Origin of the sequence: Paenibacillus sp. DRB1-1, from assembly GCF_052119485.1 — a bacterium.
Lineage (GTDB): Bacteria > Bacillota > Bacilli > Paenibacillales > Paenibacillaceae > Paenibacillus > Paenibacillus polymyxa_B.
In genome coordinates this window covers 4,072,135-4,085,610 of record NZ_JBODQH010000001.1, presented here as the reverse complement: position 1 = coordinate 4,085,610, position 13,476 = coordinate 4,072,135, and the positions used below count along the sequence as shown (strand labels likewise).

The window sequence follows — 13,476 nt, the reverse complement described above, 5'->3', positions numbered from 1 at the left end:
ATGGTCAGCATTGAGGTCCAATTTAGTGTACAATAAATAAAAATCTAAAAGGAGTCGTTGTATACATATGCTTCCATTGTACAAAAAATATTGGCGTACCGTTTTTGATATCGGTTTGATTGTATTAACCGTGTATTTAATTATGTTCGTATCCAGCAAACTGTATCAACTTGCCGCACCTGTGTTCCTTTCGTTCGTCGTGTTCTGGTGCATTGAACCTGCTGCCCGTTATTTTCATCGGAAAGGAATGAAAAAGCCTTTTGCCTCCGCACTCTCCGTATTGCTATTTATCGTCCTCTTACTTGCTATTTTTTTCGGATTGGGCCTGATTCTGGTTACGCAATTTACGAAAGTCGCGCAAAACCTCCCACAATATACTCAGATTATCCAAGTGGAATTCACGCGGTATCTTCATCTTTCTCAAGATAAAATCGCTGCTTTACCTCCGAGTGTTACTGAACGTGTGAATGATTATTTTGCGACTGCCACCACCATTGCTACGAAATGGGCACAGCTAGGCTTATCCTTTTTCATACAGTTCCTCAGTTCCTTCACTGTTTTTATGGGCAACTTTGCCATTGCCATCATTTTAGCGTTCTTTTTAAGTATGGAAATTAATCTTTGGAAGGGCATTGCCCGTAGTAAGACACCCAAGACACTAAAAACTGCTTTCCTTTTTCTAAAAAATCACGTACTTAAAGCCATCTCCGCTTTTCTCAAGGCTCAAGCTCTGCTGGTAGGGATTACCTTTGTTCTCGTATTTATAGGTTTACTCATTTTACAAGTGGATAATGCCCTATCATTGGCTCTCGTGGCAGCTTTGTTTGATATCCTGCCCTTGTTGGGTGTGCCTGTTATTTTTATTCCGTGGGCAGTGTATCTGTTTATCACAGGCAATACCGGCCTGGCTGTAGGCCTGCTTATTGTCATGGCTGTCACCGTTATCGTCCGCCAGCTGGCAGAGCCTAAAATCACTGGTAATTCCATCGGTGTTTCATCTGCCTATCTGATGCTTTCCTTTGCCATTATATCGTTATCCATCTTTGGACTGGCCGGATTAATTCTGTCTCCAATTCTGATCATTTTGCTCAAGGAATTGTGGCAGCAAGGCTATCTGCAGAAATGGATTCGGTTTCCGACAGAGGAATTTGACGAGCCCCCGTTTATCGTAAAAATCCAGGAGGAGGATCGTGAAGCTACTCGTGGTACTCAGGAGGATTGAGCTAACAGATCCATTACTTGACCAAAAAGTGCTGTAGCTTGATTTTCAGAATGTGTTGAAGCATTTTGCACAAGGACGGCGACTGCATAACGAGGCCGTTCTATCGGACCATAACCTATAAACCACTGGTGATTGATAGGGTGACCGTTCTTTAAAGCTTGGGCCGTACCCGATTTGCCGGCCAGATTCCATGATTTATTACGCAAGGAGACACCAGTCCCCTGTGTCACAACCTTTTCCATTGCTTCACGAAGCGTGCGAGCCGTCGATGTGTGAATCAAGCGGCTGCCCTCGGGTAAAGGTGCAGCATGAGCAGGTAGTTCCAGTAAGGTGCTACCGTCTGCGTAACTGATGCGTTTGACGAGGCGTGGTGCATGTACTTGACCATCATGCAACAAGGTGACGATGAGATTGGCAGCTTGGAGAGGCGTTACCAGCACATCGCGCTGACCGATAGCTGTCTGTACACGTACGCCCGGATCAGACGCGTTCGTATGGGAGCCGAATACGGCTCCCTTTTCTTCGTGATCCAGCGGTCTGAATTGAGGTAGTCCTGCAAGATTCCGCTCCTGCCAGCCCACAATTCGGCTCAATCCCAGTGCAGAGGCTGTGGCCTGAATTTGCTCAGGATTAAGCCGTTCGCCGAGATGAGCGAACACACTATTACAGGATACGGCAAGCCCTTCCTCCAGGTTCAGGGTACCGTGTCCTTCTTTTTTCCAGCAAGCCAAACCGTACTTGCCATAAGTTCCATGACAATGGAATTGTTCCTGCGGTTGGACAACACCTGATTCAAGTGCAGCAGCAGCCGTAACCAACTTAAAAATGGAACCGGGCGTTATCGCCTTGAGGGCACGATTAGACCAGTCTGTTTTTTTCTGCGGATCAACATGCCCGGGATTATAAAAAGGGCGAGACACCATCGCCAGTACATCCGCGTTGCCTGCATCGAGCACTACCACCGCCCCTTCTGCTAAATGACTAGATTCCGTCAGCTTTTCAATCTTTTCCTGTATAGGTAGATCAATTGTAGTCTGCACCTGTAAAGGATAGTGACCATTGGATGAAGCACTGACACGCAGCGGTACATGAGTCAATGGACGACGCTGTGCATCTACAAACCGGGAGACGAACGTTTCACCGACGCCGCTTAGCAGCGGCTCCAGCGTTCTTTCCAGCCCGGCTGCCCCCATCGGCAGTTCACTCGCTCGGTCGGCACGTTCATACAGAAAGCCAAGCCATTGCCTGCCATTGGGCAAATCCCTGTAACGTTTCGTATAAGGTACAAGCTCAATAAGCGAAGGGGCTAGCTTCAGCAGCTTGCCTGCTTCATTCGGATTGATTTGTACGGGCTCTCCGCGCCCATCTCGCCATATGAGCGGGGATTGCAGTCCTTTCCATCGTGTCAGTAGTTGCTTTTTATTCGTACGCAGTAGCTCGGCCAGTTCTTCGCCATGTAAAGCCACTTTGCCATCTACATCGGGAAAAAGCACTGGCACCCATACGACTCCGCCAGTCAAGGGTTGCCCATGCCGGTCCGTAAACTGCCCACGTCCAGAGTCGATAGAAATACCCTCCTGTCGCTGACGTGCTGACATTTCCTTAAGCGAATGCCCCCCATAAACGGACATATGAATGCCCGCTGTCCCCTGAAGCCAAGCCAATCGGAATAATAAAATCAGCAGTAGTGCCATCACCCCCAAGGCCATATATGCAATTCGACGTTTTTGAATGAAACTGCTACCACGCCTCGGCACGCCCATCCTTCTTTCATCTTTTTTCCAGTAGTATGTCCTGTAGTTGAAAAAGAAAACCCACTCAACTTTTAACGTGAATGGGTTTCCGAATTTATTTGTATCTTGTGATGCCTGCTTCTGGGTTCCAATCTAAAATCTCGTCTAACGAATAAAAAACCGTAATAAAAATGGTAATGGCCAGCACAACCCAAGCTACTTTTGTGTTTGTATTCATCTTTCGCTTTCCTTCTTGAGAAATTTTTAAGCACATCCACTGATAAAAGTACAAAACCACGGAGATCAGTAACAATCCTGATTCCCATGGTTTTGTTATATCTACACCGTAAACCGCGAAAGTTGTTCCTTCAAATTCACCGATACTCCTTCCAGCTTATCCGACAAACCTACCAGTTGATTGCCAATATTGGCCTGTTCAGTGCTGAGCGAAGCGACTTCCTGCGAAGTAGCTGAAGATTGCTCGGCTACCGCACTTACATTGGTCATTGCCTCGGACAAAGTGGTTTGCGATTCACTCAGATGATGAATGGAGGCGGTGACCGTTCCCAATCGTAGCGCGAACTCTCCCATTTGCTGCTGCACCGATTGGAAAATATCCGTTGTTTCCTGTACGGCTCCCATCTGCTCCCGGAACAGCGGGTACACCTTAGATAATGCCTGTACCGTTTCATTCATTTCATTGACGATATTGTTAGTAATGCCTGTAGCTGTACGAATAGCTTGACGTGATTGTTCGGCCAACTGCCGAACCTCATTAGCTACCACCATAAAACCACGCCCGGCCGTCCCCGCTCGTGCCGCTTCAATCGTCGCATTCAGTGATAGAATATTCGTTTGTTTCGCAATATCCTGTAGTACGTCCAGCACCTTAAATACATCAGAAGTTGTCTGCTTCAGTTCATCTACTTTGCCCACTAGAGCATGTGTAGTTTCTTCCGTAACCCGAGTCTTGCCTAATAGATTTTTCAGCTGAATGGTCCCTTTTTCACTGGATTGTTCAACTTCTTGTGCGACCAGACTCATTTCATAATTGGAAGCCATAACCGTTTCCATTTGCTGAGATATATTGCCGGTAAGTCCGCTGCCACGTTCAGCCTCTGTTGCCAAACTGGCGGCGCCATGAGCAATCTCTTCCGTTGCTGCTGCAATTTCTTTGGCTGAAATGGCTGTCTTCTTCGAGGCATCGCCTAGTTCCGTCGCTGTATCCAGAACCTCCTGAGCTGAGGCATTCGTCTGTTCTACCAGCAATGTAATTTGCTCCATCATCGCATCAAAGCTTTCTGACAACTGCCCAATTTCATCCTGAGCCTTATAGTTCGTTCGGATTTGTAAGTTGCCTTTGGCGCCTTCGACCATTAAATCCTTCAGATGTGTCAATGGACGAGCCACGAGGCGCACGATCCACAGTCCAATGAACAATGCAATGAGTGCAGCCACTGCGGCAAATATCCAGGTCGTGGTTAGTATCCCCTTAGCGTCTTTCACCAGCTCAGATACAGGTACTACACCCACGAGAATCCACTTGGAAGTTCCCAGTGTATTATGAACCGTAAGCACACTTTGCCTTTTGCCGTCTGCTTCCTGCTCCATAATTTGATTTCCTTCGATCCCTTCAAGCTTGGAAACGTAATCCAGCTTTGTCTTTCCTCCTGCTAAGCTCTCATTGTTAGAACCTACAAACTCACCCTTGTCTGTCACAAGGCTAATCATACTGCCTGAGCCCAAATTAACACCTTTCAACTCGTCCTCCACAGCACTGGACTTTAAATCCATAACCAGAACGTAAGTCCCTCCCAACCCGGACATACTGTTCATGGAGCGTGCTAGGCGAAAGGTCTTGCTGCCATTGTCATTCACCTGCGTAGGCAGCCAAACAATTCCCTTGTTTTTCAAAATATCCTTAAACCACGCTTCCTGCCGTACATCCTTTTGTGTTCCGGTGCCCATTGCAGCTAACTTGGTTTCTTCCGGGTACAAGTACAATGAATCGATCGCTTTATTCGTAAAAGCAATATTCGTTAATTTCTTGTTTACTTCGCCCATAGCAACAAAAGATGCAAAAGGATTTTTATCTTGCTTTACAGCCCTTTGCAACTGATCACTTAATTCAGTATCGAAAAATACCTGTGTCGATGTGTCTTGAAAGCGCTCTAGAATAATATCAAGCTTTTCTGAAGTTTGCTGAACGGTCTGCTGATAAGCCGTAGCTGCATTTTGCTCAATCGTACTTTTAGCCTTATAGTATGAGAGCATCCCCAAGCTGACCACAAATAACATAATTGCCGCAAAAAAGATCAGAAACAACTTCATTCCAACCGAACGCATCGGATTATAGTTTTTGACCAAGTGCATGAAATCTTTACTGTACCTTTCCGGCTTAAGTAAACGCTTTAAATTGTGTGTACCTTTACGAGTCGCCTTAGCTACCCAGGGGGCAACCTTTGAAGAAACCGCAACCTTTTGTTCCTCTTTATCCATTGTCACTTTACTGCCTTTCAAACCCTGCATTTGATCCGTTTTCTTGGGTTGCCTTTTTGCTGTATTCCCCTCTTTTTTCCGTAAACCCATTTCTCTCACCTACCACCATATAATTAGTTTCTAATTCCACGTCATCCATTATGTATCTATTATCTATATAACTTCTATCGGAACTATTCGACAAGGAATGTAGCTTTCCTTTGAGTATCAACTAAATTTTGTGAAACTTTTTTCCTAGAAAACTATTCAAAAAAAAGCCCCTCCAACCGATAGGAGAGGCTTTTGTATCTTTTCACCTGTGACTTAAGGCTTATTTACTTCTTTTTACGCATCATATCAAAATACGATACGGGCTGATCTACCTTCATTCTAATTCGTTGAAGCGGGTGACGAGCAGCATCCAATTCGTTGCCTTCCTCATCCCAGATCGTTCCGACCGTTTGTTTAAAGAATGTTCCGTTCGGGCCGAAAAATTCGATTTCATGCCCTGGTTTAAAATGGTTCCGTTGTTGAATGGTTGCAATGCCACTCGCGGCATCGTAGTCCATGACCAGTCCGGCAAAATCATAAGGGACTGCTTTTTCTTCCGGCTCATAAATATGATCCTCATGATCCGGTGTATCGTAGAAAAACCCTGTATTCAACGGACGATTGGCTGCCTTGTTAATTTCTTCAATCCATTCTGGTTTGAGCACATAATTTTCAGGATCAGCCATATAGGAATCAATCGCTTGACGATAGACATTCACGACCGTAGCCACATAGTGGATAGACTTCATACGTCCCTCCACTTTAAAGCTGTCCACACCTACATCAATCAGATCAGGGACATTTTCAATCATACACAAATCCTTGGAACCCATAGAAAAGGCATTATCGCTCTCTTCGAACAGTGGAAGCTGGTTAACACCGAGCTGGAACTGTTTTAGTACATTGCTATCCTGTGCCTCTTCCTCAGATATCCAAACCTCACCTGGGCGGGCATCCTCAAACAAATCGTATTTCCAGCGGCAAGACTGACAACATCCCCCACGATTGGAATCACGGTCTGTAAAGTGATTAGACAACACGCAGCGGCCGGAAAATGAAGAGCACATCGCACCATGGACAAAAGCTTCGATTTCGATGTCCACATGCTTTTTAATTTCTTCGATTTCTTCCAGACTGGTCTCACGTCCCAGTACCACACGCGGTAGTCCTTCGTTTTTCCAAAACTTTACCGCTTGCCAGTTCAGCGTGGACTGCTGTGTGCTCAAATGCACTTCCAATCCGGGAACAGCACGCAATGCCACGGACACAATAGCCGGATCAGCGACGATAACGGCATGAATTCCTGCCTCGTACAGATTGCGCAAGTATTCCTCGATTCCGGCAATATCCTCATTGTGGGCATAGATATTGGTGGCTACAAGCACCTTAGCACCGTATTTGTTAGCAAATTCTACACCTTCGCGCATTTCTTCAAAACTGAAATTGTCGGCGTTAGAGCGCAGACCATATTTTTGTCCACCAATATATACAGCATCCGCGCCATAGTGAACGGCAAACTTCAGCTTTTCCAGATTTCCGGCAGGAGCCAACAGCTCCGGCTTATCCAGACGATTCCGTTTACCTATATATTTTCTCGTTTTGGTTATCGTCCCCATGACGTTCCCCCCTCTGTGAATTCATTTTAAAATTAATAAACCTGCTCTTTATAGAAAAATCCGAAGGAAAGTTCCCGTTCCGGATCTTGAAGACGGCGAACTTCATCCAGCCAGCTTTCATCATAAGCATAAGCATCCGGGTCAGCTGTATAATTATCTATGGCTTTACGATAAGCACGAACAACCGCCTCATTGTAAGTCGTAGGTTTCAATAAGCCCTCGATCTTAAAGCTATGCACGCCCGCCTCCATCAGAATATGCAGGTCCTCCATGATACAAAAATCATCTGAACTCATAATATGTGTCCCATTAATATCCTCGTAGATGGGGAACTTCTCTTCCTTACGCTCTGCTTCAATCAGAAACAAGCCGCGCCCTCTGCCCAAATCGCCTTCTACATTACGTCCCTGGTGCAGCATATAACTTTGAACAAGCTTACGCTTGGAGTGATAAATATTGGTCATGCCATGTACCTGAACCTGTGCTTCTATGTTCAACTTTGGTATCATTTCGGTAATTTCATCCATACTGAGCTCACGAGCCAAAATGACCCGGGAAGCTCCTTTTTCACCCCAATAGTTGGCGGTTGCGAAGTTGGTGGAGATCATCTCACCGTTCCAGAACAGCTTAAGATGCGGGACATACTCCTTTACGGCCATGAGCACTGCAGGATCATTAAACTCAATGGCGTCTATGCCGCATCCAGCTAGGGTCTGCACATATTCGGGAAGAAGTGGCAATAGCTCGTTCGTCATCAAATTCGTCATGGATACGTATACCTGCGCCGTATGCTTCCGTGCCTCTTCCACCACTTCACGGATTTGGTCCGGTGTAAAATGTCCCGGCAGCCGCATTCCAAAGCGGTCATCTCCAATAAGTAATGCAGTAGCTCCAGCCTCCAGCATATGGCGGGCATCCTCCGGAGAGCTGGCAGTTGCCAGTAGTTCGGGTTTGTAAGCCATAGGCTCACCTCCTAATTTGTCTTACGGTTACTTACCTGAATGTTATGCAAATGTTCTTTATACGTTTTGGCAAACAAATGTTCATGTGTTCCATCTTTTTTGGTCACATAAAACAAATAATCTGTAGCTTTCGGCTGTAAAGCTGCTATCACTGATTTCAGACTGGGACTTGCAATCGGCCCTGGTGGAAGTCCCTGATGCATATACGTATTATAAGGGCTTTCCACAGCCAAATCCTTGTAATACAGCCGTTCCTTTTGCTTATCCAGCATATATTGAACTGTAGCATCAATTTCCAGCTTCTTATCCTGTTTGATTCGGTTATAAATGACGCCAGCTACTACAGACCGCTCATCATCCACAACTACCTCACGCTCTACTAGAGAAGCAACCGTCAGCAGTTGATGCAGCGTTTCACCCCGTTGTTTTAGCTTGGCATCCAAATCGGAAACAGTCTCCAGCCGTTTTTGCGTCTGTTCTAGCATCGCCTGTATAATATCTTTGGCTGTGCTGCCCTTTTTCAGCTCATAGGTTTCTGGGAAAAGATAGCCCTCCAGCGCATAGCGAAGCCCCGCCTGCTTTGGAATGTCCCGCATTAGCGCGACGTCAAAAGCGGACGGATCGTTGGCCAGCTGCAAAAATTGCTGCCGGTCTGCCAGTCCTTCCTTTTGCAGCTTATCAGCCATCTGTCTAATCGTAAAACCTTCCGGGATTGTAAAACGAATCATTTCCTCTTTGACAACATCTCCAGCCGATAACTTAGTAATCAACTGATCAAAGGTTGCGCCAGGCTTCGCCTCATATTTTCCGGCCTGAAATCCGCTTCCTTGCTGTTTAAATTTTACATAAGCCTTAAACACGAGCGCATTACGTATAAGTCCCTTTTGCTCCAGCGTATCTGCAATAGCCGATGTTCCTGTTCCCTGCACCACCGTAAAAGCAACGGGTTGTGTTTGGGGTTGAACAGGCTGCATGGCACTCCAAATATAGAGGGCTGCCCCTCCTGCTATAATGATAAGCAGTAGAAACAATGTAAACATCCTCGTCCTTCGCTTCACATCCACCCAACTCCTTCACAGCCAAAAAGGGCGGACTGGTCCGCCCTTTCAGGTTTGATCTCATCGTTATCCAGACTTACAGTTCTTCCGGCAACGTACATTCGTCGTACAGCTCGGAAATATCTTCCCACTCATCATCATCTTCAATGGTGGTGATGGAGATTTCGCCGTCTGTGGATGAGCTTACATGATATAGCTCATGTTCGCCAACAGCAGCCCCGGGTCTACGCAATACGGCGTACCGTTGCTCACCTACCTTGAACTCTGCTTCCAATTCCATGCGAATCGCATGGCCCTGTTCATCCTGCAGCTCTACACCGCCGTCGAACGTTTCCTTCAAATCAGAGGTCCAACTCAGGTCTTCACGTGAATAGATCGTCATTTCCCGTCTTCCTCTTCCTCTTCTTCTACAAATGTATTAAAGGTCTCTTCGACGATTTCCCATTCGGCATCGTCTTGGATCACAAACAATTTAATATCATCGCCTTCTTCCTCGTAACGGAAGGCGTACACATCGGACTCATCAGCTTCAGGGTCCACTGGCGCAACCATCATGTACTTCGCTTCGGAACCATCTACCTCAAACTTCATAATGACCTCGAACTCTTCCTCGTTGCCCTCGTCATCGGCAATATAAATAATTTCCGGCTCTTCTTCCATACCCACTTGATTTTCAGCCATTACGAAATCCCCCTCACCTTGTACTGTGTGCGTCCAAATAGTTTTGCAAGATCAGGCTTGCGGCCAGTTTATCTACCACCTGCTTGCGTTTTTTTCGGCTGACGTCGGCCTCCAGAAGCGCACGCTCCGCCGAACGCGTCGTCAGCCGTTCATCCCAAAGGTGAACGGGTAAACCCAGTAACTCCTTGAGTCGGTTCGCAAACTCGATGCAAATCTCACCGCGTGGACCCACGGTTCCGTTCATGTTTTTCGGCAAGCCTACAACAATCTCGCCGACCTCATTGTCACGAACCAAATTTGCAATTTTACCGAACTCGCTGTCGTCACCGCGTCGTTCTATGACTTCCAATCCTTGGGCGGTCCAGCCGAAGGCATCACTTACGGCGACCCCAATTCGGCGATCCCCGTAATCCAATCCCATTACTTTCATGCCTGTCTCCTAACGGTGCTTGGCGAGATAGAAACGAACCAACTCTTCAATCAACTCATCGCGTTCTTTTTTACGTACCAGGCTTCTGGCATTATTATGCCGTGGCACATAAGCCGGATCACCGGATAGCAAATAGCCGACGATTTGATTGATCGGATTGTATTCTTTTTCCACCAGCGCATCATATACGGTCAACAAAATCTCCTGAGCAGAAGCTTCCTTCTCATCTGCCTTGACATTAAATTTGACCGTTTTGTCCATGGAATCCATTGTTGACACCTCGCTTCCACAAAACATGTGTACATGTTTATGCCAGCTTATTCTTTTACATCATACCATAAGCAAAGCCCTACAAGGAAATATCTAAGCCCGTTTTTTCCCAAAAATCCGCAAAAATTATCGAACTTTATCCTTGTGAGGCTGCCGACACCAGTTCATGCGCACGTTGAAGTGCTTCGTCCAGCTTGCTGGCATCTTTACCACCGGCTTGCGCCATGTCAGGTCGTCCGCCACCACCGCCACCGCATACAGCAGCAATTTCTTTCACGAGCTTGCCTGCATGAAGTCCAGCTTTGGTATGCTCTGCCGGAACTGCTACGACAAAATTAACTTTGTCGTCCATTGCAGCGCCGAGCACCAATACAGCAGCCGGAAGCTTCCCTTTCAGTTCATCAGCAATCGCACGCAACGCGTCCATGCTTGAAGCCTGCACACGTGCAGCCAAGAGCTGCACCCCGCCTGCTTGCACGACCTGATCGGTCAGCTGGCCCGCCTCAATAACACTCAGCTTGCTTTGCAGCGATTCATTTTCACGACTGAGGTCTTTAATTTGTTGCTGCAAAGATTCGATACGCTTTGGTACCTCAGACAGCTTGGATTTTACAAGCCCAGCCGACACCTTCAACAGCTCTAATTGACCTTCCATATATTCAAAGCCAAAACGCCCGGTCACCGCTTCAATACGACGTACACCTGATCCAATGCCGCTCTCGCTGACAAGCTTGAACAAGCCAATTTGCGAAGTATTGCTGACATGACAGCCACCGCATAGTTCAATGCTGTAATCGCCTACCTTAACGACCCGTACGATATCTCCATACTTTTCACCGAACAGCGCCATTGCTCCGAGAGCCTTGGCTTCATCAATCGGTTTCAATTCAATATTAACGTCCAGTTGGCTCCAGATGGCACGGTTTACACGCAGTTCAATATCCGCCAGCTCTTCTGGTGTAATGCTTCCAAAATGGGAGAAGTCAAAACGCAGACGCCCAGGCTCAACCAAAGAACCCGCCTGATTGACATGGTCACCCAGCACTTCTTTAAGCGCTTTGTGAAGCAAATGTGTAGCCGTATGGTTTTTCTCAATTTCTCCACGGGAAGCTTGATCTACTTCTGCTTTCACCGTATCGCCCACGTTCAACTCACCGGCTTCTACAACAACCTGATGCACATGCTGACCTTGTGGCGCCTTAAACAGTCCTTCGACCTTCGCGGTTACCGTACCTCCACGCAGCAAGCCTTGGTCACTGACTTGCCCTCCGCTTTCGGCATAGAAAGGAGTCACATCAAGCACGACCTGACAAGACTGCCCTTCACTAACACTGTCCACCAGTACATCTTCATATACAATCGCCACAATTTTAGACTCAGTTACGAGGTCATTATATCCAACAAATTCACTTTTAACCGCCAGATCGGACAAAGCTCCACCCTGAATCTTCATGCTCGCGCTGTCCTGATGAGCATCACGGGCACGTTTGCGTTGCTCCTGCATCGCTTCATCAAAACCCTCACGGTCTACTTTCAAGCCCTGCTCGTCCGCATAATCCTCTGTGAGATCGAATGGGAACCCGTACGTATCATACAGTTTAAAAGCATCTGCTCCGCTAATGACATTGCGACCTTCAGCCTTTGCCTGAGCACTGATATCGGACAAAATTGCCAATCCATCTGTCAGTGTTTCATGGAAGCGTTCCTCTTCCGTTTTGATCACTTTAATGATGAAATCACGCTTGTCCACTACCTCAGGGTAATACACACCCATGACATCCCCAACGGTTTCCACCAGCTCAAACATAAATGGACGGTTCATGCCCAGCATTTTTCCATAGCGCACAGCCCGGCGCAGCAAACGGCGAATCACGTAACCCCGTCCTTCATTAGAAGGCAGCACACCGTCACCAATTGCAAAAGCTACGGTGCGGACATGGTCAGCTATAACCTTGAGAGCCACGTCACTGTCCACATTTTCGTTATATTTTACTCCTGCCATCGCCGCTGTTTTTTGGATTAGTGGCTGGAAGATGTCCGTATCAAAGTTGGAATCCACATTTTGCAAAATGGATGCAAAACGCTCTAATCCAGCCCCTGTATCAATATTTTTGTTTGGAAGCGGCGTATAGCTGCCGTCTTTGTTATGGTTGAATTGTGAGAATACGAGGTTCCACACTTCCAGATAACGCTCATTTTCTCCCCCCGGATACATTTCAGGGTCCGTCATGTCGCTACCGTAGGCTTCGCCACGATCATAAAAGATTTCCGTACAAGGTCCACAAGGGCCTTCACCGATATCCCAGAAGTTATCTTCCAGTTTGATGATACGCTCGGCAGGAAGTCCAACTTTTTCGTTCCACAGCTTGTACGCTTCCTCATCCTCAGGATACACAGTTACAGCCAGACGTTCCGGATCAAAACCAATCCATTTTGGATCCGTCAGAAACTCCCATGCCCATGTAATGACTTCTTCCTTAAAATAGTCACCAATGGAAAAGTTGCCGAGCATTTCGAAAAAGGTGTGATGGCGGCGCGTTTTACCGACATTCTCAATGTCGTTCGTCCGGATACATTTTTGCGAATTGGCAATACGTGGATTCTCTGGCTTCACACGTCCGTCAAAATAAGGCTTAAGCGGTGCCATACCCGCATTAATCCACAGCAGGGAAGGATCTTTATGTGGAACAAGCGGCGCGCTTGGTTCAATCACATGTCCCTTGCTTTCAAAAAACTCCAGCCATTTGGAGCGGATTTCACTAGCTTTCATATAAGTAGCCTCCTAATTATGGTGTCACTGGTTCCTGGCACAGGCCATAAAAAACAGAAAAACGCCCCTGAACGGATCAGGGACGATTGTATCGCGGTACCACCCTGGTTAACGCCGTCCCCTCTGTACGAAATGCCCATGCGCAAGCTGCACACCAACATTTGCTTAACGGACGATCGATCGCCTTGTTTTCACTGGTAACGGG

Annotated in this window: 12 protein-coding genes; 1 reads left to right on the top strand and 11 read right to left on the bottom strand. The window is 46.9% G+C overall.

Going from position 1 to position 13,476, the window contains the following annotated elements; all coding sequences use genetic code 11:
- The first annotated feature begins 67 nt into the window (after positions 1-67).
- The gene (locus ACQW03_RS18450) at positions 68-1,222 is read left to right on the top strand and encodes an AI-2E family transporter (protein WP_076294379.1); all 1,155 of its coding nucleotides are present in this window, start codon (positions 68-70) and stop codon (positions 1,220-1,222) included.
- Here ACQW03_RS18450 and ACQW03_RS18445 read toward each other — a convergent pair.
- The 11 genes from ACQW03_RS18445 to alaS all read right to left on the bottom strand — a co-directional run bounded on the left by ACQW03_RS18445 (position 1,210) and on the right by alaS (position 13,271).
- Entirely contained in the window at positions 1,210-2,985 is a 1,776-nt protein-coding gene (locus ACQW03_RS18445) for a peptidoglycan D,D-transpeptidase FtsI family protein (protein WP_441951072.1), read from the bottom strand. The genes ACQW03_RS18450 and ACQW03_RS18445 overlap by 13 nt on opposite strands.
- An 85-nt stretch (positions 2,986-3,070) precedes the next feature.
- On the bottom strand, positions 3,071-3,193 hold the full coding sequence (locus ACQW03_RS18440) for a hypothetical protein (RefSeq protein ID WP_256703379.1): 123 nt from the start codon (positions 3,191-3,193) through the stop codon (positions 3,071-3,073).
- A 101-nt stretch (positions 3,194-3,294) separates the two neighbouring features.
- On the bottom strand, positions 3,295-5,544 hold the full coding sequence (locus tag ACQW03_RS18435; RefSeq protein ID WP_441951069.1) for a methyl-accepting chemotaxis protein: 2,250 nt from the start codon (positions 5,542-5,544) through the stop codon (positions 3,295-3,297).
- Positions 5,545-5,768: 224 nt separating this feature from the next.
- Entirely contained in the window at positions 5,769-7,100 is a 1,332-nt protein-coding gene (locus ACQW03_RS18430) for a peptidase U32 family protein (RefSeq protein WP_071642463.1), read from the bottom strand.
- A gap of 32 nt (positions 7,101-7,132) precedes the next feature.
- Complete coding sequence (locus ACQW03_RS18425) at positions 7,133-8,062, bottom strand: peptidase U32 family protein (protein WP_441951067.1); 930 nt, start codon at positions 8,060-8,062, stop codon at positions 7,133-7,135.
- A gap of 11 nt (positions 8,063-8,073) precedes the next feature.
- A complete protein-coding gene (gene mltG, locus ACQW03_RS18420) occupies positions 8,074-9,102 on the bottom strand; it encodes an endolytic transglycosylase MltG (protein WP_071644376.1) in 1,029 nt (342 codons plus the stop codon).
- A 94-nt stretch (positions 9,103-9,196) separates the two neighbouring features.
- Entirely contained in the window at positions 9,197-9,502 is a 306-nt protein-coding gene (locus tag ACQW03_RS18415) for a DUF1292 domain-containing protein (RefSeq protein WP_071642467.1), read from the bottom strand.
- Positions 9,499-9,801 (bottom strand): DUF1292 domain-containing protein, encoded by a 303-nt coding sequence (locus tag ACQW03_RS18410; RefSeq protein WP_013311523.1) that lies wholly within the window; start codon positions 9,799-9,801, stop codon positions 9,499-9,501. Before ACQW03_RS18410 ends, ACQW03_RS18415 begins: the two co-directional genes overlap by 4 nt.
- Positions 9,802-9,814: 13 nt before the next feature.
- Entirely contained in the window at positions 9,815-10,231 is a 417-nt protein-coding gene (ruvX, locus tag ACQW03_RS18405; RefSeq protein WP_013311524.1) for a Holliday junction resolvase RuvX, read from the bottom strand.
- A gap of 9 nt (positions 10,232-10,240) precedes the next feature.
- Positions 10,241-10,501: an IreB family regulatory phosphoprotein gene (locus ACQW03_RS18400; protein WP_007431624.1), complete on the bottom strand. Its 261-nt coding sequence runs from the start codon at positions 10,499-10,501 to the stop codon at positions 10,241-10,243.
- A 136-nt stretch (positions 10,502-10,637) separates the two neighbouring features.
- On the bottom strand, positions 10,638-13,271 hold the full coding sequence (gene alaS, locus ACQW03_RS18395; protein WP_071642469.1) for an alanine--tRNA ligase: 2,634 nt from the start codon (positions 13,269-13,271) through the stop codon (positions 10,638-10,640).
- Between the last annotated feature and the right edge of the window lie 205 nt (positions 13,272-13,476).